The sequence below is a fragment of the Pseudomonas sp. genome (assembly GCF_035554175.1).
GTDB lineage: Bacteria > Pseudomonadota > Gammaproteobacteria > Pseudomonadales > Pseudomonadaceae > Aquipseudomonas.
On sequence record NZ_DATMIV010000030.1, the window covers coordinates 1 to 22,991 of the forward strand.

At 60.2% G+C, this 22,991-nt stretch carries 20 protein-coding genes, 1 rRNA gene and 2 pseudogenes; 13 read left to right on the forward strand and 10 right to left on the reverse strand.

Annotation, left to right across the window (positions count from 1 at the left end):
• From rrf to VNV36_RS13665, 4 genes are all read left to right on the forward strand, one after another.
• Positions 1-87 (forward strand): 5S ribosomal RNA (gene rrf / locus VNV36_RS13650); the annotation flags it as partial.
• Between the two features lie 147 nt (positions 88-234).
• Positions 235-894: a paraquat-inducible protein A gene (locus VNV36_RS13655; RefSeq protein ID WP_325718237.1), complete on the forward strand. Its 660-nt coding sequence runs from the start codon at positions 235-237 to the stop codon at positions 892-894.
• Positions 881-1,504 carry a paraquat-inducible protein A gene (locus tag VNV36_RS13660; RefSeq protein ID WP_325718238.1) on the forward strand — a complete coding sequence of 208 codons (624 nt, stop codon included), beginning with the start codon at positions 881-883 and terminating at the stop codon, positions 1,502-1,504. Before VNV36_RS13655 ends, VNV36_RS13660 begins: the two co-directional genes overlap by 14 nt.
• Complete coding sequence (locus VNV36_RS13665) at positions 1,497-3,800, forward strand: PqiB family protein (protein WP_325718239.1); 2,304 nt, start codon at positions 1,497-1,499, stop codon at positions 3,798-3,800. Before VNV36_RS13660 ends, VNV36_RS13665 begins: the two co-directional genes overlap by 8 nt.
• A gap of 176 nt (positions 3,801-3,976) precedes the next feature.
• Here VNV36_RS13665 and mksF read toward each other — a convergent pair whose 3' ends face one another.
• The 3 genes from mksF to mksB are packed head-to-tail and all read right to left on the reverse strand — an operon-like array spanning position 3,977 to position 8,785.
• Entirely contained in the window at positions 3,977-6,817 is a 2,841-nt protein-coding gene (gene mksF / locus VNV36_RS13670; RefSeq protein WP_325718240.1) for an Mks condensin complex protein MksF, read from the reverse strand.
• A complete protein-coding gene (mksE, locus tag VNV36_RS13675; RefSeq protein WP_325718241.1) occupies positions 6,814-7,515 on the reverse strand; it encodes an Mks condensin complex protein MksE in 702 nt (233 codons plus the stop codon). The genes mksF and mksE overlap by 4 nt, the downstream gene beginning before the upstream one ends.
• Positions 7,505-8,785: an Mks condensin complex protein MksB gene (gene mksB, locus VNV36_RS13680; protein ID WP_325718242.1), complete on the reverse strand. Its 1,281-nt coding sequence runs from the start codon at positions 8,783-8,785 to the stop codon at positions 7,505-7,507. Before mksB ends, mksE begins: the two co-directional genes overlap by 11 nt.
• 242 nt (positions 8,786-9,027) lie before the next feature.
• Here mksB and VNV36_RS13685 point away from each other — a divergent pair, with 242 nt between their 5' ends.
• Both VNV36_RS13685 and rimI read left to right on the forward strand, forming a co-directional pair.
• Positions 9,028-9,774, forward strand: coding sequence for an energy transducer TonB (locus VNV36_RS13685; protein WP_325718453.1), 747 nt, complete (start codon positions 9,028-9,030; stop codon positions 9,772-9,774).
• A complete protein-coding gene (rimI, locus tag VNV36_RS13690) occupies positions 9,767-10,219 on the forward strand; it encodes a ribosomal protein S18-alanine N-acetyltransferase (RefSeq protein WP_039761243.1) in 453 nt (150 codons plus the stop codon). Before VNV36_RS13685 ends, rimI begins: the two co-directional genes overlap by 8 nt.
• Positions 10,220-10,340: 121 nt before the next feature.
• On the opposite strand, the gene VNV36_RS13695 is transcribed toward rimI, so the two are convergent.
• Positions 10,341-10,745, reverse strand: a complete 405-nt coding sequence (locus VNV36_RS13695) for a serine kinase/phosphatase (protein ID WP_325718243.1) — start codon at positions 10,743-10,745, stop codon at positions 10,341-10,343.
• Positions 10,746-10,885: 140 nt separating this feature from the next.
• Here VNV36_RS13695 and can point away from each other — a divergent pair, with 140 nt between their 5' ends.
• Positions 10,886-11,530, forward strand: a complete 645-nt coding sequence (gene can, locus VNV36_RS13700) for a carbonate dehydratase (protein WP_325718244.1) — start codon at positions 10,886-10,888, stop codon at positions 11,528-11,530.
• A gap of 8 nt (positions 11,531-11,538) precedes the next feature.
• Here can and VNV36_RS13705 read toward each other — a convergent pair whose 3' ends face one another.
• Positions 11,539-12,063: an SET domain-containing protein gene (locus VNV36_RS13705; RefSeq protein ID WP_325718245.1), complete on the reverse strand. Its 525-nt coding sequence runs from the start codon at positions 12,061-12,063 to the stop codon at positions 11,539-11,541.
• A gap of 174 nt (positions 12,064-12,237) precedes the next feature.
• Positions 12,238-13,425 carry a hypothetical protein gene (locus VNV36_RS13710; protein WP_325718246.1) on the reverse strand — a complete coding sequence of 396 codons (1,188 nt, stop codon included), beginning with the start codon at positions 13,423-13,425 and terminating at the stop codon, positions 12,238-12,240.
• Between the two features lie 218 nt (positions 13,426-13,643).
• On the opposite strand from VNV36_RS13710, the gene VNV36_RS13715 reads away from it, so the two are divergent.
• The gene (locus VNV36_RS13715; protein WP_253495902.1) at positions 13,644-13,934 is read left to right on the forward strand and encodes a nucleotidyltransferase family protein; all 291 of its coding nucleotides are present in this window, start codon (positions 13,644-13,646) and stop codon (positions 13,932-13,934) included.
• A 62-nt stretch (positions 13,935-13,996) separates the two neighbouring features.
• Here VNV36_RS13715 and VNV36_RS13720 read toward each other — a convergent pair whose 3' ends face one another.
• Positions 13,997-15,415, reverse strand: a complete 1,419-nt coding sequence (locus VNV36_RS13720; protein ID WP_325718247.1) for a short-chain fatty acid transporter — start codon at positions 15,413-15,415, stop codon at positions 13,997-13,999.
• 353 nt (positions 15,416-15,768) lie between these two features.
• Here VNV36_RS13720 and VNV36_RS13725 point away from each other — a divergent pair, with 353 nt between their 5' ends.
• The 5 genes and pseudogenes from VNV36_RS13725 (at position 15,769) to VNV36_RS13740 (ending at position 19,988) form a co-directional block, all read left to right on the forward strand.
• Positions 15,769-17,082, forward strand: a complete 1,314-nt coding sequence (locus VNV36_RS13725) for an MFS transporter (RefSeq protein ID WP_325718248.1) — start codon at positions 15,769-15,771, stop codon at positions 17,080-17,082.
• A gap of 204 nt (positions 17,083-17,286) precedes the next feature.
• A pseudogene (locus tag VNV36_RS25795) lies at positions 17,287-17,973 on the forward strand (PAS domain-containing protein); the annotation flags it as partial.
• Between the two features lie 102 nt (positions 17,974-18,075).
• Positions 18,076-18,513 (forward strand): annotated as a pseudogene (locus VNV36_RS25800) (methyl-accepting chemotaxis protein); the annotation flags it as partial.
• Positions 18,514-18,682: 169 nt separating this feature from the next.
• Positions 18,683-19,282: a flavin reductase family protein gene (locus tag VNV36_RS13735; RefSeq protein WP_325718250.1), complete on the forward strand. Its 600-nt coding sequence runs from the start codon at positions 18,683-18,685 to the stop codon at positions 19,280-19,282.
• Positions 19,283-19,355: 73 nt separating this feature from the next.
• Positions 19,356-19,988 (forward strand): LysE family translocator, encoded by a 633-nt coding sequence (locus VNV36_RS13740; RefSeq protein ID WP_325718251.1) that lies wholly within the window; start codon positions 19,356-19,358, stop codon positions 19,986-19,988.
• A 10-nt stretch (positions 19,989-19,998) separates the two neighbouring features.
• On the opposite strand, the gene VNV36_RS13745 is transcribed toward VNV36_RS13740, so the two are convergent.
• The 3 genes from VNV36_RS13745 to ggt all read right to left on the reverse strand — a co-directional run bounded on the left by VNV36_RS13745 (position 19,999) and on the right by ggt (position 22,757).
• Positions 19,999-20,370 carry a helix-turn-helix domain-containing protein gene (locus VNV36_RS13745; protein WP_325718252.1) on the reverse strand — a complete coding sequence of 124 codons (372 nt, stop codon included), beginning with the start codon at positions 20,368-20,370 and terminating at the stop codon, positions 19,999-20,001.
• Between the two features lie 3 nt (positions 20,371-20,373).
• On the reverse strand, positions 20,374-20,676 hold the full coding sequence (locus VNV36_RS13750) for a type II toxin-antitoxin system HigB family toxin (protein WP_325718253.1): 303 nt from the start codon (positions 20,674-20,676) through the stop codon (positions 20,374-20,376).
• Positions 20,677-20,924: 248 nt separating this feature from the next.
• Positions 20,925-22,757 (reverse strand): gamma-glutamyltransferase, encoded by a 1,833-nt coding sequence (gene ggt, locus VNV36_RS13755; RefSeq protein WP_325718254.1) that lies wholly within the window; start codon positions 22,755-22,757, stop codon positions 20,925-20,927.
• Positions 22,758-22,991: the final 234 nt, after the last annotated feature.

A 22,991-nucleotide genomic window follows, 5' to 3' on the forward strand; every position in this document is an offset into this window, starting at 1 on the left:
TGATCCCATCCCGAACTCAGCAGTGAAACGATGCATCGCCGATGGTAGTGTGGGGTTTCCCCATGTGAGAGTAGGTCATCGTCAAGATTAAATTCCGAAACCCCAATTGCGAAAGCAGTTGGGGTTTTGTTTTGCCTGCGAAAAAGTTTTCCTCGCCATCGAGAACAAAATTGCACAGTTATTTTCGAATCAGAACACTAGAATAGCCCCATCTTTTTCGGAGCCAGAGCCTGTATGTCAGAATCGGTTGACGCCCCTGGGCTGTCAGATTTACCGCTGGAAGACCTGATGGCCTGCCACGAGTGCGACCTGCTGATGCGCAAACCGACACTTGCCCATGGTGAGAAGGCCCTCTGTCCGCGCTGCGGTTATGAGCTGTACGCTCACCGCCATAATGTGGTGCAGCGCAGCCTCGCCCTGGTAATTGCCGCGTTATTACTTTACGTACCGGCAAACTTTTTACCCATCATGCAACTCGATATCCTCGGGCAAACTTCGCAGGATACGGTCTGGAGTGGTGTGGTCGGTCTGTTCAATACCGATATGCAAGGTGTGTCGATTGTCGTCTTCCTCTGCAGCATGGCCATACCGTTGCTCAAATTGCTGTGCCAGCTGTTTGTATTACTGACGATTCGCTTCAATGTCGGCCGCAATTACGGTTTGCTGCTCTATCGTATTTACCACCACCTCAGAGACTGGGGCATGCTCGAGGTTTACCTCATGGGCGTCCTCGTCGCGATCGTGAAACTGGCCGATATGGCGGCCATCACAGTCGGGCTGGGGCTGGCGTGCTTCATCGGCTTGTTGTTGGTACAAGTCTGGCTGGAAGTGGTGATGTCACCGCATCAGATCTGGCAGGCATTATCAGGAGAGGATGCCCATGCGGGCGATTGATGCGGGCATTCTGGTGTGTACCGAATGCCATGAATTGAACAGGCAGGAAGCTGACGTCGATGAGCAGAGCTGCAGCCGCTGCGGTGCACAGGTGCATGCCCGCCGGCCCAACAGCTTGACCCGGACCTGGGCGCTGCTGATCACGGCGGCGATCATCTATATTCCGGCCAATGTCTTGCCGATCATGACGGTCAGTTCGCTGGGCCAGGGTGATCCAAGCACCATCATGTCCGGGGTGATTCAACTGGTGCAGCACGGCATGATTCCGATCGCGGCCGTGGTGTTCATCGCCAGTATTCTGGTGCCTACTTTCAAACTGGTCGGCATTGCGCTGCTGCTGTTTTCGGTGCAACGACGGCAGCCACTGTCGGCGCGTCAACGGATATGGATGTACCGCTTCATCGAGTTCATTGGCCGCTGGTCGATGCTCGATATTTTCGTGATTGCCATCCTCGTGGCGGTCGTCAACTTCGGCCGGATAGCCAGTGTCGAAGCCAATCTGGGCGCCGTCGCCTTCGCCTCTGTGGTGATTTTGACGATGCTCGCTGCAGTAACTTTCGATCCCCGACTGATTTGGGATAACACGGAGTCGGACGACGACCATGACTGATTTGCCCGTAGCGAAAACCCGACCGGCCTCGAACTGGTCGGCCATTTGGGTACTGCCTCTGATTGCGCTGATCATCGGCGGCTGGCTCGGCTGGCGTGCCTGGTCGGAAACCGGCATCGAGATTCAGGTGCGCTTTGAAAGTGGTGAAGGCATCCAGGCCAACAAGACCGAAGTTGTCTACAAGGGCATGTCGGTCGGTAAGGTCAAGACGCTCAAGCTCGACGATGAAGGCAACTCCAAAGGCGTGATCGCCACCATTGAGATGAACAAGGACGTCGAGCAGTACCTGAAGACCAGCACACGTTTCTGGCTGGTCAAACCGAGCGTGACCCTGGCCGGTATCACCGGTCTGGAAACCTTGGTTTCGGGCAACTATGTTGCGATCAGTCCCGGTGAAGGCGAGCCTGTACGCAAGTTCAAGGCACTGGCCGAAGAGCCGCCGCTGTCCGACGCCAAGCCCGGTCTGCACCTGACCATCAAGGCTGATCGCCTCGGCTCGTTGAATCGCGGCAGCCCGGTGTTCTACAAGCAGATCAAGGTCGGCCAGGTCAAAAGCTACGTGCTTTCCGAGGATCAGAGCACAGTCGAGCTCAAGGTATTCATCGAGCCGACTTACGCCAAACTGGTGCGCAAACACACACGTTTCTGGAATGCCAGCGGCATCAGCATCGACGCCAACCTGTCGGGGGTGAAAGTGCGCAGCGAATCCCTGGCCAGCATCGTCGCCGGGGGTATCGCGTTCGCGACGCCGGAGAATCGCAAGGACAGCCCGGCGACCGATCCGAGCCTGCCGTTCCGTCTCTACGAAGATTTCGACGCCGCCGCTGCCGGGATCCGGGTCAAGGTCAAACTCAGCGATTTCGAAGGCCTGCAGGCCGGTCGTACGCCGGTGATGTACAAAGGCATTCAGGTCGGCAACCTGAAAGCGCTGAAGGTTGATCCGGACCTCAACAGCGCAACGGCCGAGCTGACCCTGGATCCGTTGGCCGAAGACTATCTGGTTGAGGGCACGCAGTTCTGGGTGGTCAAACCGTCGATTTCCCTCGCTGGTATCACCGGCCTGGAAGCGCTGGTCAAAGGTAATTACATCGCTGTGCGCCCGGGTGACAAAGGCGCCGCGCCGAAACGCGAGTTCGAGGCACGGCCAAAAGCGCCGCCGCTGGATCTGCGTTCGCCGGGCCTGCATCTGGTGTTGTTTACCGATTCCCTGGGCTCGATCGATGTCGGCAGCCCGATTCTGTACAAGCAGGTCAAGGTCGGTTCGGTGCAGAGCTACCAGTTCTCCAGAACCAGGAAGCAACTGGTCATCGGCGTGCACATCGAGAAGGAGTACGAAAATCTGGTCAATGCCTCGACGCGCTTCTGGAATGTCAGCGGCATTACCCTCACGGGTGGCTTGACCGGCGGAATTCAGGTGAAGAGTGAATCCCTGCAAACCCTGATGGCCGGCGGTATCGCATTCGAAACGCCGCAAGCCAACGCGCCGTTGAAAAAGCGCATCCCACGCTTCCGTCTGTTCGCCGATCACGATGAGGCGAACAAGAAAGGCACCGTGGTGACGATCAAGGTTGATCGCGCCGACGGTTTGAGCAGCGGCACGCCGGTGCGCTTCAAGGGGCTGGATGTCGGCAAGATCGAAAGCGTGGATCTGACCGACGACATGCAGTCTGTGATCCTCACCGCTCGCATCACCGAAGTGCCGGAGAAGATCGCCCGAGTCGGCAGTCAGTTCTGGGTGGTCAAGCCGGAACTGGGCCTGATCAAGACGCAAAACCTAGAGACACTGGTCACCGGTAAATACATCGAAGTCCAACCCGCGTCGAAAAACCTTGGGCCACAGAAGAACTTTGTTGCCGTGGCTGACGCTCCGGAAGTCGCCAAGCAGGAAGCCGGTTTGAGTCTGGTATTGAGCGCGGCGCGCCGCGGCTCGCTGAAGCCCGGCGTGCCAGTTACCTACCGTGAAATCACCGTGGGCAAAGTCACCGGTTATGAGTTGGGCCAGACTGCCGACCGCGTGCTGGTGCACATCCTGATCGAGCCGAAATACGCGCCGCTGGTGCGCAGCGGCAGCCGCTTCTGGAACACCAGTGGTGTCGGCTTCGATTATGGTTTGTTCAAGGGGGTGACCGTGAGAACCGAGTCGCTGGAAACGCTGATTCAGGGGGGCATTGCCTTCGCCACGCCCGATGGCGAGCGCATGGGCAATCCGGCGCGGGCCGAGCAGACATTCCCGTTGTTCGACAAGTTCGAGGATGAATGGCTGACGTGGGCGCCGAAGATTCAGCTTGGTAAATAGCGGCGTCTGTTGAGATGCCTTCGCGAGCAGGCTCGCTCCCACAGGAGCGCATTCCCACTGTAGGAGTGAGCCTGCTCGCGAAGGGGCCAGGCAAATCAACACAAAATCCAAGCCATAAAAAAGGGCCGCGATCCCATCAGATCGCGGCCCTTTCTTTTGCCTTCAACTAAATCCGATCAAACCGCATCCAGCTCCGGCTCATCTGCCTGCACATTCAGCGTGGCCTTCACCACATCATGGCGACGGATGTACTTCCAGTCCGCTTCATCGATGTAGATCCCCGCCGGGCCGCTACCACCCTCCAGGTCGATCGCGACACTGGCGCAGACCTGCGGCTTCACACTCGCCAGAATCGGCACGAAGCCCAGTTGCAGGCTGGTTTCCAGCAAGGCCGCCTGGTTCTTCTCGTCGATGTCCGCCGCCTCGTCGAGGTAGTACGGCAAGCGCACGCGGCCGGCCAGATCGCGATCCATCAGGTGCAGCAACAAGTACATGTTGGTCAGCGCCTTGATGGTCATGGTGGTGCCGTTGGACGCCGCGCCGTCGATGTCGGTGTGGATGACTGGCTGACCGTTGACCTTGGTGATCTCGAAGGCCAGTTCGAACAAGTCTTTGAGGCCGAGCTGGTTGTGGTTGGCCGCTACCAGCCGCGCCAGGTATTCCTTGGCTTCTTCGTTTTTGTTGTCCTGCTCGGCGCTCTGGCTCAGGTCGAACACCGACAGGGTTTCGCCTTCTTCGTACTGCCCGGCGCTGTGGATGATCTGGTCGATGTGCTTGAGCGCTTCCTTGTTCGGCGCAAGGACGATGCGAAAGCTCTGCAGGTTGGAGACCTGACGCTTGTTGATCTCGCGGTTGAACAGCGCCAGTTGATGCTCGAGGCTGTCGTAGTCGCTGCGGATATTGCGCAGGGTGCGGGCGATGTCGGTGACCGCCGCCCGGCGCGCCTTGCCCAACGTCAGGGCTTCATCGGTGCGGTGCGCGTAAGCGTTGATCAGCAGCGACAGGCGACGTTCCATGTCGTCTTCGCTATCGAACTTGGCCACGCCTTTGAGACGCACCTGCGCGTACAGCGCTTCGATCTGGCCGTCGGCGCGCAGCAAACCTTGCCAACTGTCCTGATAGTCGTTGAGCAGCGGCAACAGGTTGTCCATCGAATCGTCGACCGGATCCATGAACGGCGTGCCGAACGGTAGATCCGCCGGCAGCAACTGACGGCGGCGCAGGGCGTCGTCGAGGGTGCGTTGCTTGGCTTCCATATCGGCGATCTGGCGACCGACCAGTTGCAGTTTGGCCGACAGTTGCTGGACGCGCTCGGTGAAGGCGTCGCTGGAACGTTTGAGCTCATCCTGCGCGGCTTCCATTTGCGCCAGCTGCTCGAGCTTGTCGCCTTCTTCGGCACTCAGGGTCTGGGTGCGACGGAAATCTTCCAGAGCTTTCTGCGCGTCCAGCACCTGCTGATACAGCGCTTCGGTCTGGGTCTTGCTCGCGGCGCGGTCGGCGGCCACGGCTTGCTGGGTTTTCAGTTGCTTGAGCTCTTTTTCCAGGCGCTCTTTCTGATCGCGCAGGGCGGCGCGGTCGGCCAGTGCTTGCAGGGCTGGTGGCTCGATGTGCGAAATGTCGATCGACAGGCCCGGCACTTCGAAACGCTCGCCCTTGAAGCCGTCGAGGATCAGCTCCACCGATTTGACCCACTGGCCGTCCTCGTCGAGGGTGATGCCGTGTTCGCCCAGCGGCAGGCTGAACAGCGCGCTGTTGAACAGACGCATCAGGCGCTCGACGTCCTGTTGCGAGAACTCTTCGCGCAGGCGGGCGTAGCTGTTGTTGTCGGCGTGATCGAGTTGCTGCTTCACCGACTTCAGGCGTTTTTCCAGATCGCGCAGACGCTCTTCCAGATCCTCGGCACTGAACTGACGCGACTGCGCCAGTGCACCGGCCAGTTCGTCGTGGGCGTCCTTGGCGGCGAGCAATTGTTGCTCGAGCACTTTGACGTCATCGACCAGAGCGAAGCGATTCTTCAGTACCGAGAGCTCGCCGAGCCAGCGCTGGATACCGGAAATTTCCCGCTCCAGACGCATCAGTTCCTGAGTGCCACCGCGCTGATCGTTCTGCAGATCGTCCTGCTCGCGACGATAGTGTTCGGCCTGAATGGTCAGCTCTTCTTTACGCGCAGTCGCGTAATCCGACCAGGTGCCGAGCAACGAATCGAGCAGCGGCGACAGGCGATGCAATTTGCCGCGCAGCACGTCACGCTCTTTCACGCCGTTGGCCAAGGCCTCGACCAATGGACCGGCGGCGACCAGCGAGTTGTAATCCTGCTCCATGCGCCGCACATCGCGGAAAGCTTCTTCGCACGCGGCGATGTAATCGACGCTGCCGGAACGCAGGCTGTGTTCGAAGGCATCGAGGAACAGTTGCTTGAGCTTGGCCGCAGTGATTTCGCGCATGTGCAGCAGGTTGATGAACAGCGCCCGGAAGGTCTTCAGGCTCTGCTCGCTGGTAGAGCGCAGCGGGATCAGGGTCAGGTCGAGCGGAATTGAAGTATGACCGCCGACGAGCAGACGGCGCAGTTCGTCCGGCTTGAGTTCGTAGGCCTTCAGGCCTTCTTTCTCAAGGTTGCTGAACAGTTCTTTCTGGCGCAGGCAGGTGTCGTTTTGCTGGTAGTGCGCCAGATCCAGTTTGCCGGCATAGGCGAAGAACTGGTGACCGAAACCACCGCCCGGGCCGCGGCCGACCACGCCGATCACGTGCGGGCCGTGGGGCAGATTGACTTCGACGAGGATGTAGCTGGTGTCGGAGGCGAAGTAGAAACGCCGCGATTGTTCGAGGCTGTACTTGCCGAAACTCATGTCCGACATGCGCGCAAGAATCGGGAACTGCAGAGCGTTGATCGACGCTGATTTACCGAGGTTGTTCGCGCCGTAGACCGACAGCGGTTCTTCCAGCGGAAACAGGCCGAGGCTGTAACCGGCGGTGTTCAAAAGGGCAAAGCGGCGGATGCCGTAGCGTTCCTGGCTCATGCGTCGGACTCCTGTTCTTCGGCAATGGCGCGGGCCAGTGCGTCTTCTTCGCTTTCTTCTTCAAACTCGCTCAAATCCAATGGATCGTCGGTGGCGAGGAATTTCGCTTCGGCTTCTGCGTCGATCAGCACCGGTGCCGGCAGCGGCAAGACGCTGTGCACGCTGGCCGCCAGATCGCGGTCCTGCTGCACTGACAGGCACACGTCGAGGAAACGATGCATTGGTGGCAGGAAGCGATAAACACCGTTCTCTTCGCCGGCAAAACCGAGCTGGGTCATGCGGCGCATGATCTTTTCTTCGAGTTCTTCGACAGTCTGCACTTCGGCCTGAATGAACAGGTCGCGGTATTTATCCAGCAGCGAGGGCAATTCTTCGCGGCCGAGGCTGCCGCCATCGAGCACGGCAATCGGGTCGCGGCCCTGATCGGCCAGGTGCTCGACCAGGATGAAGGTGAACAGCGCCAGACGCTGGGCGGTCTTGTTCACCGCGGCGGCGGCCATGTCCGGTACGAAGTAGTAGAAACCACGGGTGTCGCAGACCAGTTCAAAGCCCAGCGCCTTGAACAGCGTGCGGTACTGGTCCTGGAAATTCGACAGTTGGGCGTACAGCTCCGGGTCACGGCGGCTGACGTGGTAACCCTTGAACAACTCGCGGAAAATCGGCGCCAGTTGCGACAGTTCGGAAAGATCAAGATGCATTGGGGATGCTCGCAGAATCCTCGGCGGCGGGGTCGCGGGCCGAGAGCAGGGCGAAGGAGCGCAGGCTGACCTGATGCTCGTGAGTGTGGTATTCGCGGCGTTCCAGACGCTCGCGCTTGAAGCGTTTTTCCCGCGACAGGCGCGAGAACCAGTAAAGCAATTCGTCGGTCGCGCCGTCCGGTTCCTGCTCCAGCAACCAGGTCATCAGATCCGGCATCGGCAGGGATTCTTCGCAGCGGTCGACCATCTCGCGCACGGTACGTGGCGCGCGTGGAGCGTCGCCAGCCTTCTGGGTTTTGTGCGCCTTGGGGAAGCGCGCCGGCTTCGGCTCGAAGCGCGCCAGGGCGTAAACGTAGGCTTCGACCTGACTGGCGCTGCCGAGGAAGGTGCTTTGCGGACGGGTAAACAGCGGCATCGCCGCCTGCGGCACCGCGTCGATGCCTTTACGGCGAATCGCCGCCAGCGCCAGTGCGGCGCCACGGGTCACGGCGTTGTGTCGGCGTGCTTCTTCGCGCAACGGCAGCAGCAGTTCGCGGGCATGGCGCAGGGTCAGTTGCGCGCTGGTCTGCATTTCGAGGATGCGCGCGTGGGTGCGCAGGAGCATATCGTCATCGACCAGATGGCCGAGGCGCTGCTGTTCGCTGAGCATTTTCAGCAGCACGGTTTCGACCTTGCGTACGCCTTGTTCGAAGGCGCCGTCGGCGTTGACCAGATCGATCATCGGTTCGACGTATTCGTCCCAGGTCGCCAGCACTTCGGCGTAACGCTGACGCAGCGGAATCTGCCGGTCGCTGGTCTTGGCGCGCTCGGCGACGGCCACCAGTGCCTGTTCGTCGTTGTCGAGTTTCTTCAGTACGTCGCGCACGCGCATATCGAGCAAACGCAACTGGCGGGCCAGATCGTTGCCGTCACGAACCTCGAACGCGTCCTGGATGTAACCGGCCAGGCGTTCAAGGTGACGCAGGTAGGCTTCGATTTCCAGGCACAGGCCCAAGCGGTGTTCGCGACGCAGGTAGGCGAGGAAGTCGTGGATCTGCGCGTTGAGCTCGAAACGGTTCGGGCTTTTCGCCACGGGCACCAGGATATCGAGGCGGATCCACACGTCGAGCAGGCTGGTGATGTCCTGCGGCGTGCTGTCGAGTTGTTGGGCGGCCAGTTGCGTGCGCAGTTCGTTGAGGCTCAGGGTGCCTTGGTCGAAGTGCTCGCACAGTGGCTCCAGAAGTGCCCAGTGTTCAGCGAGGGCGCGCAAGACGCGCTTGGGTTCGATCATCGGAATGGCCGGCTGGTTGGCGATTAAAAGCGGCGATTGTACTGCATCGCAGGCGTGTCGATTCACTCTCGGGACGGGCTGTCGCATTCTTTGCATCAGGCGCAGTGGCCCGGCGCATCGCAGGCTATCGATCAACAGCAAGCGATCTTGAGCGAAGGGCGGTAGAATCAGCGCACTTTCCGTTATCCACAAGTGGCCGACCTTTGCTTATCGAGTCCCGCCGCCGCGCCTATTTGAACGCCATGCAGGTGGTCAACTGGCTGCCGCGTACCGAACTGCCTTTCGCCGCACCGTCGCGGCCCGAGCTGCTGGAGATGCCCGAGCCTGAGGTCGAGGTGCCGGTTGCGCCGGTGCCTCAGGCCCAGGCGCCGGTGCAGCCGGCCGCGCGCCCGGCCGAGCGGCCGAAAATCGAAGTGCCGCGTCCGTCGCTGGCCAGCACCCGCAATGGCGCGAAGCCGGTGGAAGAGGTCGACGACACGCCTGTGGTCGCCAGGCCAACGCCCGTGCCGCCGCCGCGGTTCGCCCTGCAGTTGCTGCGTGCCGGGCGGTGCCTGCTGCTGGTCGAGTTACCCACGGGCGAAGCGTTCCAAAGCCGCGATCCGGCTTACCTGTTGCTCAAGGACATGTTGCGCGCTGCCGGTCTGCCGGACGCGCCGCAGATCGTCGGCGAGCCGGTGCGCTGGCCTTGGCTCAATCGCGGCACGCTGGATCAAGGCCCGGAGGCGGCGCGCGACTTCGTCCAGGGTTTTCTCTCGGTACAAATGGAAGCGGCGCCGTGCGCCTGTCTTTGGCTGATCGGCCTGCCGGCGGTGAAATTTGCCGGGGAAGCGGGCGCCGAAGCGTTCAATCGTCAATGGCAGATCGAGGGGCTCGGCCTGGCCTGGGCCATTCCCGGTCTGGAACTGTTAATGGAAGAGCCACAGCGCAAGGCTGCTGTGTGGCAAGCCATGCGTCAGCTCATGGCGCGCTGGAAACAATCCGATGAGTGAGGCTGTAACCTTTCGCCCGATGACCGAAGCAGATCTGGACGCTGTGTTGAAGATCGAATACGCCGCGTACAGCCATCCGTGGACTCGGGGAATTTTTCTCGATGGCCTGGGCAAGTACCAGATCTGGCTGATGTTTGAAGGCCAGCAGCAGGTTGGCCACGGCGTGGTGCAGATCATTCTCGATGAGGCTCACCTGCTCAATATCACCGTGAAACCGGAAAATCAGGGACGTGGTTTGGGGCTGACCCTGCTCGAGCATTTGATGTCGCGTGCGTACGCGGCCGAGGCTCGGGAATGTTTCCTCGAAGTGCGTGACAGCAACACGGCGGCGTTCAAGTTATATGAACGGTATGGCTTCAATGAGATTGGCCGGCGTCGGGATTACTACCCGGCGGTGGGTGGGCGTGAGGATGCTGTGGTGATGGCTTGCACCCTTGTTGATTGAGGCCTTGCAGGAGCTGCCGAAGGCTGCGATCTTTTGATTTTGCTTTGGGTCCTGCAAAAACAAGATCAAAAGATCGCAGCCTTCGGCAGCTCCTACAAGAGGTGATTTTCAACTCAGCAGATCAGCGCTTGCCATCCAGCGGATCCAGATCTGCCAGTTCCGCCTCATCCAGCCCGTCACCGCCGCCGATGTCATTCTCACTGACCTCGCTCAAATCCCAATCCGCCGGATCGCCCTCGCCGAGTTCATCGGCATCGCGCGCACCATCCTCGCGAATCAGCGTTTCCGGGCTCAGGTCATCGTCAGTCGGCTGATGGTCATCCACCGAAGCCCCGGTCATCCCGGCTTCGCGCACCCGCTCCTCAGGCATCAGTTGCTCACGTTTACGCTCGGGCAGCTCATCACCGATCTTCGCGCTGGGCTCTTCGTCGTCAAAATCCAGCTCGTGCACCGAGCCCATGCGGTCTTCGTTATCGTCGATGGGTTCCGGTTGCACCGCATCATAAGGGCGTCGTGAATCAGTCATGGCAATTCCTCGTACTGTGGGCCTTACTGAGTGGACTCATCGGGCGCGCGAGAATTCCAACGGAATCACTTTGCGCTGGCGGCGTGACCCCGACCGGCGGTTGTCTGTCATACCAGCGCATCTTTCTTGAGGCCTTACCTATGCACGATCTACAAGACCTGATTGACAACAACGAGCGTTGGGCTGACGCGATCACCAAGGAAGACCCGGATTTCTTCGCCAAACTGGCGCGCCAGCAGACCCCGGAATACCTGTGGATCGGCTGCTCCGACGCGCGCGTCCCGGCCAATGAAATCGTCGGCATGCTGCCGGGCGATCTGTTTGTGCACCGCAACGTCGCCAATGTCGTGCTGCACACTGATCTCAACTGCCTGTCAGTGATCCAGTACGCGGTCGACGTGCTCAAGGTTAAACATATCCTCGTCACTGGCCATTACGGCTGCGGCGGCGTGCGTGCGTCGATGCAGGACCGTCAGTTCGGCCTGATCGACGGCTGGCTGCGTTCGATCCGCGATCTGTACTACGAAAAACGCGAAGAACTGGCCAAGTTGCCGACCGAGGAAGAACAGGTCGATCGCCTGTGCGAACTCAACGTGATCCAGCAAGTGGCCAACGTTGCGCACACCAGCATCGTCCAGAACGCCTGGCACCGCGGGCAGAGCCTGTCGATCCACGGTTGCATCTACGGCATCAAGGACGGCCGCTGGAAAAGTCTGAACACGACCATCAGTGGTTTCGAGCAGCTGCCGCCGCAATATCGCTTGCGCCCGGTCGGCGCGCCGTAACCGCTGCTTCAGCGCTGGCCCGGTTGACGCCAGCGCTGCAGGAACCGCTGACCTTCCAGCGTGGGTAGTTCATCGTATCCGGTGATCCACCCACGGCAGCGCGGTGAGCCGCAGTCGCAGGCGAACTGGCGCAGCAGTTTGTCTTCGGTCGAGGCGTAATCAATGCTCAGGCGTTCGCCACTGTGGATATCTTTCAGCGCCCACAGCCACAACTCGCTCATGTCCAGAAACACGTTCGGATCGCAGGCGTGTTCGAGCACCCCGCAAAAGCGCGGATCGTAAACGTGGATGCCGGTCTGCAGCTGACGGCTCTGTCGACTGCGATAGGGCAACAATTGCCCGGAAACCCGGCACATTCTGCTGATACGCAGAAACTCCCGGCGCGCGACCACGGCCGTGGCGATGCCTTGGTCGTCGTGAATGATCTGAAAGTCGTCGCAGGACGGAAAGCCCAGACGCACGGGAAGTCCGGCGAAAGGGTAGATGCCTTCGGTGTCGCGTGGCAGGTGCCGGCCCATGGCTTGATTGTTCATAACGATCCTTGTTGGTGGGAATTATCTCCGAGTTGTGCCCATGCTCGCTTGGCGACGCATGATTGGATCCAAGCGTCGCGCAATTGAACCGGCCGGTCTACTGTAAAACCTGACAGTCGAGATCATCGTTTTCCCGCGTCAGCATTGGCTGACACGGGACATACACAGTGCTGATTACAGCGTCGGCTCGGGCACGGCGGCCGTTGGCAAAGGCGCTTTCAGCTGCTGCAGCTGCGTCCTTACCGATGGCGTGGCGCACTTGGCAGCCGCCTGTTCAGCGGTGAAATCGCGGATCGAGGTGTAGAACAATTCACAGGTTTTGATTTTTTGCGTCACTTGCCAGGTCTGCGTACAGCTGTTCAACGTGGCCTGCGCATCGCTTCCCGGTTTGCTGCCCATCCCGGCCTGCCAGCAGGCGGCGCTCAGATCCTGGCCCATGACTTTCAGGCCGGCGGCGTCAGCCTTTGCCTGGGCATCGGCGCCGGTGTAGCTCTTCGGGTCGGCGGCGTACCAGATATAGCTCGGATGGTTGGAACCGAGCACCGGCACATTCACCCCCGCGCTCGGGCTGATGCTCGCCAGGCCCAGCACAGCCACCGTAGGTCCGTATTGCTCCTTGATCCAGTTGCGCACTGGCGCACCAAACGCGACCATCGGCAGCGTCGTGCCGCTGGCGGTCTGGCTGAACTGCTTGACCAGGGTGGTCTGATAATCCTTGAAGTAGTCATAGACATCTTCCAGATCACCGCCGGCATTGGACGGCGCGGCGATCGGCGCGATGTCGATGATGGTCTGGTAGGCCGGTGTCTGCGCGGCGGGGATGCCGTTGTCGGTCAGCAAGGTTGCCCAGCGATCGGTGGTGTTGGAGCGCAGGTAATCCTGCGCCTGGGTCAGCGAATAATCCGGCGGGAAGTGCAGCAGCTCGACGCTTTTGCGATTTTCCAGGGCCATGCCCAGCGGCAGGAACAGATACCAGCTGTAGGCCCACTTGCCATCGGCATTGAGCCTGCTGGCGCCGGCATAGGCCAGATCCCCGGCGTCGAGCAACGCTGCCAGCGGCTTGTCGTAGCCCTCGGGCACACCGGTGATCTCGGCATAGAGCTGATCGTTATCGGTTTTCACCACCACCTTGGCATCGGCATAGCCGTCGCGTTGCACGCTCTGGCTCAGGTAATGGGCGACGGTCTGCTCCAGCGTCCAGTTACGGAAGCAGATCACGCTGCAATTGTTGGGGTAGGCGAAGAGTCGCGTGACGCGCTCGGTGCTGCCCAGTTTCACGTCGACATCGGCGTGGGCGGCGGCGCTTAGCGTGAGCGCGGTGAGGGCCAGTGCGGTGGGGGTAAGTCCAGCGAGTTTGAACATGCTCAGATCCTTTTCAGCGTGGATTCCCCGCGAGTGTGGGGGCGCCTCATAGTGGATCAGCGGCGTTTGACAGAAAAGCGGTTGAGTGTGGATTCTTGCCTGAGTGCTGTATTACCCAAGCAGCGCACATATTGTTACGGCTGTGCCAACAAGCACGCTGCCTGGTGCGCGTCCGCACCGCTAGACTGCAGCGACAATGAATTTTCCACGGATGAGCCATGAAGCCTTCTACTGCTCTCGACATGCAAAGGTCCGCTGTCCGCGAAGTGATCGGGCGCTTTCGTGTGGCCAACCCGCGTGTATTTGGTTCTGCATTGCTGGGGACGGATCTGGACGGTAGCGATCTCGATCTGCTGGTTGACCCGCTGCCCGGCACGACGCTTTTTGATCTGGGCGGACTTCAGGTTGAGCTTGAAGACCTGTTGGGCGTTGCGGTCGAGGTGCTGACCCCCGGCGACCTGCCAGTGAAATTTCGTCAGCAGGTGCTTGATCAGGCGCGCCCCTTCTAATACAGCGATCAACTCTACGTTTTACAAGCACCTGCCCCTTGAGCAGGTGCTTTCTTATCACCCTACGGCATCACCGGCGGCGTATACGCCAGTGTCGTCCCCAGCGCCCACAGCAACAGCAGCACCAGTGGTGTGTGCACCAGCAGTTGCACGAACGAGAAGCCGATCAGGTCCCGCGCCTTCAGGCCGAGCACACCGAGCAGCGGCAGCATGTAGAACGGGTTGATCAGGTTCGGCAACGCTTCCGCCGCGTTGTAGATCTGCACCGCCCAGCCGAGGTGGTATTGCAGGTCGTTGGCAACTTGCATCACGTAGGGCGCTTCGATGATCCACTTGCCGCCGCCGGACGGGATGAAGAAACCGAGAATCGCCGAGTACACGCCCATCAACAGCGCATAGGTGTCATGCGACGCGATGCTGACGAAGAAGGTCGAGATGTGATGTGCGAGGGTTTGCGCATCGGCGCCTTTGACCGTGGTCATCAGCGCGGCGATCGAGCCATACAGCGGAAACTGGATCAACACACCGGTGGTGGTCGGCACCGCGCGGGCCACAGCGTCTAGGAAGCTGCGCGGGCGCCAGTGCAGAAGGGCGCCGAGCATGATGAACAGAAAGTTGTAGGTGTTCAGGCCGGAAATGGCGGTGATCGCCGGTTTGCTCGAAAATTCGTGGAACAGCCACCCCGCTGCCAGCAGCACCAGCACGATGATCAGCAAAGGGCTGTGTTCCAGCCATTCGCCGGGACGGGTGCGCGGTTGCAGCGGCGGCAGATTGAAAGCCGGGTCGATGCCGCAGGCCTTGGCGTCGCGTGCCGAATTCGGTCCGGGCGCGGTGGCGTAGGCGATGATGATCGAGATCACGATCAGTGCCAGCAGCATGACCCCGGACTGCCAGAGGAAAATGGTTTCGGTGAACGGGATCACGCCGGTGATCGACAGGATCGACGGCGGCAGGCTGGCGGGGTTGGCCTGCAACTGGGCGGCCGACGATGACAAACCCAGCGCCCACACCGCGCCGAGGCCCAGATACGCCGCAGCACCGGCCGCGCGGTAATCCATTTTCAGATCGGTGCGGCGGGCGAGGGCGCGCACCAGCAGCCCGCCGAACACCAGTGACAGACCCCAATTGAGCAAGGATGCGACCATCGAAATCAACGCCACCCAGGCCACGGCGGAGCGGCCGTTTTTCGGAATCCGCGCAAGCTTGTCGATCAGTTTGACTGCGGGTGGTGAGCTGGCGACGACGTAACCGCCGATCACCACGAACGCCATCTGCATGGTGAACGGGATCAGGCTCCAGAAGCCGTCGCCGAAGGCCATGGCCGCAGCGGTGGGTTTGGCGCCCATGGCCAGCGTGGCCAGCGCGACGATGATCACGGCCAATGCGGCGAAGACCCAGGAGTCGGGAAACCAGCGTTCGGCAAAACTGGAACAGCGCAGGGCAAAACGTGCGGAGCGGCTATCTTCGATATCAACGGCCACGGGATGTACCTCGGATTTTTTATGGTTATTTTGATCCGTGGGAGCAGTCGCCCAGCTCGACAGCCGCAGAGAGCCCCATGTGGGAGCGAGCCTGCTCGCGAAGACGTCGGCACATTCAACATCAGGGTTGTCTGAACTGGTGCATTCGCGAGCAGGCTCGCTCCCACAGGGAGTTCTCTGAAGCTTGTCGGTGTTGGCGTGCTCCCTTGGACAGGCCCTAACAGTAAATCAAGCGCCGCCCTTTTGTTGAGCAGGTTTTCGCAAACCGGGACTATGGTCTAACGGGTTGTCGTTCCGCCCATTTGCGTAGACCATGAGCGCCTTGGTTTTTGCCGATCCCTGAGTTCTTTGTCATGACTGCCAACTCCACAGCCCGACCGGCGCCGTTCAGCCGTTCCGACTACAAGACCCTCGGCCTTGCGGCGCTCGGCGGGGCGCTGGAAATCTACGATTTCATCATTTTCGTGTTCTTCGCACTGACCCTGAGCCAACTGTTTTTCCCCCCGGAAATGCCCGAGTGGCTGCGCCTGCTGCAGAGCTTCGGCATCTTCGTCACCGGTTATCTGGCACGGCCACTGGGCGGGATTCTGATGGCGCATTTCGCCGACCGCTTGGGCCGCAAGAAAGTCTTCAGCCTGAGCATCCTGATGATGGCGCTGCCGTGCCTGTTGATCGGGATCATGCCGACCTACTCACAGATCGGCTATTTCGCCCCGTTGTTGTTGCTGGCGCTGCGCATCCTGCAAGGCGCGGCGGTGGGCGGCGAAGTGCCGAGTGCCTGGGTATTCGTCGCCGAGCATGCGCCGACCGGCCATCGCGGTTACGCCCTCGGCTTTCTTCAGGCCGGCCTGACCTTCGGTTACTTGATCGGCGCACTCACTGCGACCTTCCTTGCACAGGTGTTCACTCCCGCCGAAATCCTCGATTACGCCTGGCGCTATCCGTTTCTGCTGGGTGGCGTGTTCGGTGTGGTGGGTGTTTATCTGCGTCGCTGGCTCAGCGAAACCCCGGTGTTCATGGCGATGGAGGCGCAGCGCGAGGCGTGGGTAGAGCTGCCGTTGCGCACGGTGTTGCGCGAACATCGTCTGGCCATGCTGCCGGCCATGCTGCTCACCTGCGTGCTGACCTCGGCGGTAGTGGTGTTCGTCGTCATCACGCCGACCATGATGCAGAAAACCTTCGGCATGACCGCCAGCCACACCTTCGGCCTCAGCGCCTTGGGCATCGTGTTCCTGAATATGGGCTGCGTGATCGCCGGGTTGCTGGTCGATCGCATCGGCGCCTGGCGCACGGTCATGCTCTACAGCCTGTTGCTGCCGGTGGGCATTGGCGTGTTGTATGGCTGTCTGATCATGGGCGCGGGCTCGATCGGCGTTGCCTATGCCGTGGCCGGTCTGGCCTGTGGGGTAGTGGGTGCGGTGCCTTCGGTAATGGTTGGGCTGTTTCCGGCGCGTATTCGCGTGTCAGGCATTTCCTTCACCTACAACATTGCCTACGCCGCCTGGGCAAGTATCACACCGCTGGTGCTGATAGGTCTGATGCCATGGAGCCCATGGATCTGCGTGATGTTCTGCGCGGTGATGGGGACGGTGGGCTTTTTGACGGCGGCGTATTTCGGCACTCGCATGCCTCGCACGGGACCGTGTCAGGCGGCAGGCGCTGCCTGAGCCGAAAGCACTGAACTATTTTCGGTTGACGGGTCTCGAGGTCGCCTTCAGAAAAACTCCCCAATGCCGATGGCAAGGTGTATCCGCTTACTACCTTGCCATCGGTGCTTCCCCATGTTCAATAAACGCTTGAAGCAAGAGCTGGCCGCTCTTCGTGAAGAACTCTCCAGCCTTGTACAAGTGAAGGAAAGCCTGGAAAGCGAGATGCTGGTGTTGACCCTGGAACCCGACGGGCGTATTCGATCGGTCAATCAGAACTTCCTCAATGAAATGTTCTACAGGAGCCAGGACCTGATTGGCCGGGCGATTGAAGACATCGTGCCGGCCCACGTCAAAACCGACGAATTCCACCTGCGCTTCAAAAAATCGATGAACCGTGGCGAGCATTTCGCCGGCGCCGTGCGCCTGTTGCGCGGCAACGGCGACGAAGCGTGGCTGCGTTCAATCGTGCAGCCAGTGCGCGCGTCCGATGGCCGGATCCGACACATTTCGCTCTACGCCAGCGACCTGACCCGCACCATCGAGGCTTCCCGCGAGCATGAAAACCTGATCGGCGCGCTGGTCCGCTCTACCGCCGTGATCGAGTTCGACCTCAACGGCAACGTGCTCAACGCCAATGATCGTTTCCTCAATGGCATGGGGTACAGCCTGGCGCAGATCAAAGGCAAACATCACCGTACGTTCTGCACGCCAGAGGAATACAACAGCGCCGAGTACCAGAACTTCTGGCGTCGCTTGAACAACGGCGAATTTGTCGCCGACCGTTTCAAGCGGATCGACAGCCATGGTCGTACGGTGTGGCTGGAGGCGTCCTACAACCCGGTGGTCGATGCCAACGACAAACTGTACAAAGTGGTGAAGTTCGCCACGGTGATTACCGATCAGGTCAACCGCGAGCAAGCGGTGGCCGACGCGGCCAACATCGCCTACAGCACCTCCCAGCAAACCGACAGCACCGCCCAGCGCGGCACGACCGTTGTGACCGAAGCGGTCAACGTCATGCGCGACCTGTCGCGTCATATGCAAACCGCCGGCGAAGGTATCGAAGCGCTGAACGACCAGTCGCTGGTGATCGGCAGCATCGTCAAAACCATCAGCGGCATTGCCGAACAGACAAACCTGCTGGCGCTCAATGCTGCGATCGAAGCTGCCCGGGCCGGCGAGCAGGGCCGCGGTTTTGCCGTGGTCGCCGACGAAGTCCGGCAACTGGCTTCGCGCACCAGCCAGGCGACGGATGAAATCGTCAGCGTGGTGCGGCAGAACCAGGACATGGCGCGCAACGCCGTGGCGCTGATGACCGACGGCAAGCTGCAAGCTGAACAAGGCCTGGCGCTGGCGGCAGAGGCGGGGACGGTGATTGTCGAGATCCAGGACGGTGCACAGAAAGTCGTGGATGCGGTAGGCCAGTTTGCCAATCAGCTATCCCACTGACCTGCACGCCGATCCCTGTAGGAGCTGACGAGTGAAACGAGGCTGCGATCTTTTGATTTTTCTTCAAGATTAAAAGATCGCAGCCTTCGGCAGCTCCTACAATTTTTCACCAGCAGATCTTTCGGGGCTGGCGCTACAATCGGCTCCTTTTCTTCCGGAGCAGATTCCCATGAGCGACTCCCACCGCCGTCCGGTGCCCCTGAACAAAGCCTACCGCCTGCTCAACCACGGGCCGACCGTACTGGTCAGCGCCGCCCATGACGGCCAGCGCAACATCATGGCAGCCGCCTGGGCGATGCCCCTGGATTTCGAACCACCGAAAGTCGCCGTCGTCCTTGATAAATCCACCTGGACACGCCAGTTGCTCGAAGCCTCCGGCACCTTTGTGCTGAACGTGCCTTGCGTCAATCAGGCCGATATCGTGCAAACCGTCGGCAACACGTCCGGCCTGGAAATCACCCGCAACCAGGGCCAGGACAAATTTCAGGCGTATGGCCTGCACACCTTCGCGGGCGAACACATTGAAGCGCCGCTGCTGGAAGGCTGTGTCGCCTGGCTCGAATGCCGCCTGCTGCCGGAGCCGCGCAATCATGAGCAATACGACCTGTTTCTCGCCGAAGTCATCGCCGCCCAGGCCGACGCGCGCGTGTTCAGCGATGGGCGCTGGCATTTCGAAGGGCACGATGGTTTGCGCACCTTGCACCACGTTGCGGGTGGGCATTTCCTGACGATTGGCGATGGGGTGGATGGCAAGACGCTTGCGGTTTAACTGACGTTGATGGAAAACCGTCAGCGGATGTAGCAAGGTAGACGTCTTATTTCACCTGACAGGCGCAACGCTCATGGACGTTTCTGTTGCCGGTTATCTTGCCCCGTTGCTGTCGCTGGCGCTGTTGTGGACGGTGGCGGTGGTCACGCCCGGGCCAAATTTCTTCAACATCGCGCAACTCGCGGCCAGTCACTCGCGCCGACATGGCGTGGTGGCCGCGCTGGGCGTGGCCACCGGTACGGTGCTGTGGGGCCTTGCCGGCGGCTTGGGAATCAAGACGCTGTTCAGCGCCGCGCCGACTCTCTATCTAGGCTTCAAGATTGCCGGCGGTTGCTACCTGATTTATCTGGGGCTGAAGCAATTCAAGCGCAAGGCTGCGATTGTCCCCGGTACGCCGGCTGCGCCCCGGCAGACTTATTTCGGCGTCTATGCTCGCGGTTTCCTCGGCAACATGACCAACCCGAAATCGGCACTGTTCGTCGCCACGATCTTCGCCACTGCCATGCCGGTCCACGTACCACCGCTGCTGCTGGCGCTGGCCGTGCTGACCATGGCCACGCTGTCGTTCAGTTGGTATTGCAGCGTCGCCCTGTTCTTCGCAAGCCGCCGGGTTGCTGGTGTCTATGAGCGGTCACGCCAGTGGCTGGATCGGTTGGCGGGTGGGTGCTATTTGTTGTTTGGGGTGCATCTGGTGGCGAATCGCTGAGTCTCCAGCCTCAACAGTGTTTCATCGGTTTGATCAGGCTTTCGGCAGGAATCCCAAATAACTCATGAAGCTTCCAGATCATAGGCAAGGTCAGTGCTCGCTTGCCGTTCAATACCTCATAGACCCTGTTCGTTCGACCGATAGCCGGAGCCAGATCAGCAGCCGACAGACCTGATTGTTCCATGCGGAATTTGATGGCATCGATCGGATTCGGCAAATCCAGCGGAAAGTTTTTGGATTCGTAGGCCTCGATGAGGGTAATCATGATGTCGAAGTAGTCACCTTCAGGGGTGCCCGGTTCTGGCTCGTTGTCGAAGAGCGCAGATATATTTTTGAGCGCGGCTCGGTAGTCTTCTTCGTTATGGATAGGACGTATGTTCATGGGTTACTCCATTTCGACGGTATCAGCATCGATCGCATCGTACTGCTTGTGAGTACCGACGAATTTTATATAAATCGCGCCGTAGCGATAGGCCACAGCTACGATCAGGCGAAAGTCGTTGCCCTTGATGTTGAACACAACTCTCCGACTTTTTAGAATGCTTGCAGAAGCAAAATGTGCCTTGATCTCCGAAGGAGTTGTCCAGCTCGCTTTTCTCGCTTCATCAACCCACGCCAACAACGGTTGTTCTGACTCGGGATACCGTTTCCAAAAATTTTTGAGCTGACTGACAGCAATAATTTTCATGACGTGATCCTAGTCCCGCTGTGGGACTGATGCAAGGCTGTTGGCGTTTGGTGGACATACGGTTCAAATATGTTTGCGTTCATATATGCCAGCAGACCCCGAAAATGGTCTTTCTTAAGGTCACTAACTGTATCTACGCCAGCTATTTTTCGGGGTAGGAAAAGGCGACGAGGGGCATATGAACAGCGCCTATCGCCGACAAAAAAGGCTTACCTCCCGGTAAGCCTTTTCTCCCCACTTCGTAATACTCAATCCCCCAACGCTTCTCCCTCACGCCGAGGATCGGCACCCCCTGTCAACATCGATTTGCCCTGCGCATCCTTCACCCGCACGATGGCTTGGGTGCCGCTGGTCATGTCGATTTCGCTGACCGTGTGGCCCTTGTCCTTGAGTGCCTGAATCAGCGCCGGGCTGAACTGTCCCTGTTCCAGTTCGGTCGGGCCGTTGCGGCTGCCGAAGTTGGGCAGGTTGATGGCGCTTTGTGCGTCGAGGTTCCAGTCGAGCAGACCGACGGTGGTTTTGGCCACGTATTCGATGATCTGCGAGCCACCGGGCGAGCCGACCGTGGCGACGAATTCGCCGCTGTCGCGATCAAAGATCAGTGTCGGCGCCATCGACGAGCGAGGGCGTTTGCCTGGTTCGACGCGGTTGGCGACCTTCTGGCCGTTCTCTTCGGGGATGAACGAGAAGTCGGTCATCTGGTTGTTCAGCAGAAAACCCTGAACCATCAGGTGCGAGCCGAACGCGGCTTCGATGGTGGTGGTCATCGACACCGCGCCGCCGAGGTCATCCACCGCCACCACTTGCGAGGTCGAGATGCGCAATGGCGAACGATCTGGCGCATACGCGACTTGCACGCCCGGCGGTATTCCCGGTTTGGCGCTGCCCATGCTGCGTTCGCCGATCAGGCTGGCGCGGCTGGCCAGGTAGGCCGCATCGAGCAGTCCTTCTACCGGCACCGGGACGAAGTCGCTGTCGGCCACGTATTGCGCACGGTCGGCATAGGCCAGACGTTCGGCCTCGGCGATCAGATGCACCGCTAGCGGCGCCGGTTCAAAGCCGGCCGGCTTATTGGTTTTCACTGGTTTGAGCGGGGTCAGCGACAGGCGTGGATCGCGAGTCTCCAGCGCTTGCAACGTGCCGAGAACCTGCGCCACGGCGATCCCCCCCGACGACGGTGGAGGCATGCCGCAGACCTGCCAGCGTTTGTAATCGGTACACAGCGGCGCGCGCTCCTTGGCCTGATAACGCTGTAAATCGTTCAGCGACAGGCTGCCGGGGTTGGCGTGGTTCTGCACCTTGGCAACGATCTCTTCGGCAATCGGGCCTTTGTACAGGGCGTCGGCACCTTCGTTGGCGATGCGTTTGAAAACTGCGGCCAGCTGCGGATTCTGCAGGCGCGTACCCACGGCTTTGACGCTGCCATCGTCATTGAGAAAATACGCCGCCATGTCTGGCGACTGGTGTATCACCGGGTCGGCAGCCAGCAGCGAATGCAGGCGCGGGGAAATCGCAAAGCCCTGCTCGGCCAGTTTGATCGCCGGATCAAACAGCTTCGCCCATGGCAGGCGACCGTGTTGCCGATGCGCCAGCTCCAGCGCGCGCAACACCCCGGGCGTACCGACCGAGCGTCCGCCGATTTGCGCTTGCGTGAAGGCCATCGGTTTACCGTCGGTATTCAAGAACAGCTTCTCATTGGCCCCGGCCGGCGCGGTTTCGCGGCCGTCATAGGTGCGCACCTGCTTGCCGTCCCACAACACAATCATCGCGCCGCCACCGATCCCGGACGACTGCGGCTCAACCAGCGTCAATACCGCCTGCATGGAAATCGCCGCATCGATCGCCGAACCACCCTGACGCAACATCTCCCGCCCGGCTGCGGCCGCGAGCGGATTGGCAGCGGCAGCCATGTGTTTAGCGGCGTGACGGGTTTGCAGATCGGTGCGGTAACCGGAAGCGGCTTCCGGTGCCAGCGGCAAGGAAGAAGAGGGTGGGGCGTTGCATGCGGTTAGGGTCAGCGCGCTGACAAGCAGTGTCAGGGCGGGCAGGCGAAAGCGGCTCAAGGGCTGGGTTGTAAACACGTGGGTTCTCCGTCCGTGGGGGGGGAAGTCCTGGGGGACTTTATCGAGCGGGCGGGCGGGGTGCAAACCGGGTGGGGATTTGATGCTTGGTCAATCGTCCTCGACGGTACGTTCTAAACCCGATTGGTTGCGACGGATTCAGTCTAATCAAAGGCGTATGTGGTTGTAGTTCTTCGCTCCGGCTGGGGTACTTTTGGTGCATTTCTCCTACACTGGTGAAGATGGCATCCATGA

Excerpts from the sequence above, each read along its gene's own strand:
- VNV36_RS13655 (WP_325718237.1), top strand. The coding sequence starts at position 235 with ATGTCAGAATCGGTTGACGCCCCTGGGCTGTCAGATTTACCGCTGGAA.
- VNV36_RS13660 (WP_325718238.1), top strand. The coding sequence starts at position 881 with ATGCGGGCGATTGATGCGGGCATTCTGGTGTGTACCGAATGCCATGAA.
- VNV36_RS13665 (WP_325718239.1), top strand. The coding sequence starts at position 1,497 with ATGACTGATTTGCCCGTAGCGAAAACCCGACCGGCCTCGAACTGGTCG.
- mksF (WP_325718240.1), bottom strand. The coding sequence starts at position 6,817 with ATGAGCCAGGAACGCTACGGCATCCGCCGCTTTGCCCTTTTGAACACC.
- mksE (WP_325718241.1), bottom strand. The coding sequence starts at position 7,515 with ATGCATCTTGATCTTTCCGAACTGTCGCAACTGGCGCCGATTTTCCGC.
- mksB (WP_325718242.1), bottom strand. The coding sequence starts at position 8,785 with ATGATCGAACCCAAGCGCGTCTTGCGCGCCCTCGCTGAACACTGGGCA.
- VNV36_RS13685 (WP_325718453.1), top strand. The coding sequence starts at position 9,028 with ATGCAGGTGGTCAACTGGCTGCCGCGTACCGAACTGCCTTTCGCCGCA.
- rimI (WP_039761243.1), top strand. The coding sequence starts at position 9,767 with ATGAGTGAGGCTGTAACCTTTCGCCCGATGACCGAAGCAGATCTGGAC.
- VNV36_RS13695 (WP_325718243.1), bottom strand. The coding sequence starts at position 10,745 with ATGACTGATTCACGACGCCCTTATGATGCGGTGCAACCGGAACCCATC.
- can (WP_325718244.1), top strand. The coding sequence starts at position 10,886 with ATGCACGATCTACAAGACCTGATTGACAACAACGAGCGTTGGGCTGAC.
- VNV36_RS13705 (WP_325718245.1), bottom strand. The coding sequence starts at position 12,063 with ATGAACAATCAAGCCATGGGCCGGCACCTGCCACGCGACACCGAAGGC.
- VNV36_RS13710 (WP_325718246.1), bottom strand. The coding sequence starts at position 13,425 with ATGTTCAAACTCGCTGGACTTACCCCCACCGCACTGGCCCTCACCGCG.
- VNV36_RS13715 (WP_253495902.1), top strand. The coding sequence starts at position 13,644 with ATGAAGCCTTCTACTGCTCTCGACATGCAAAGGTCCGCTGTCCGCGAA.
- VNV36_RS13725 (WP_325718248.1), top strand. The coding sequence starts at position 15,769 with ATGACTGCCAACTCCACAGCCCGACCGGCGCCGTTCAGCCGTTCCGAC.
- VNV36_RS13735 (WP_325718250.1), top strand. The coding sequence starts at position 18,683 with ATGAGCGACTCCCACCGCCGTCCGGTGCCCCTGAACAAAGCCTACCGC.
- VNV36_RS13740 (WP_325718251.1), top strand. The coding sequence starts at position 19,356 with ATGGACGTTTCTGTTGCCGGTTATCTTGCCCCGTTGCTGTCGCTGGCG.
- VNV36_RS13745 (WP_325718252.1), bottom strand. The coding sequence starts at position 20,370 with ATGAACATACGTCCTATCCATAACGAAGAAGACTACCGAGCCGCGCTC.
- VNV36_RS13750 (WP_325718253.1), bottom strand. The coding sequence starts at position 20,676 with ATGAAAATTATTGCTGTCAGTCAGCTCAAAAATTTTTGGAAACGGTAT.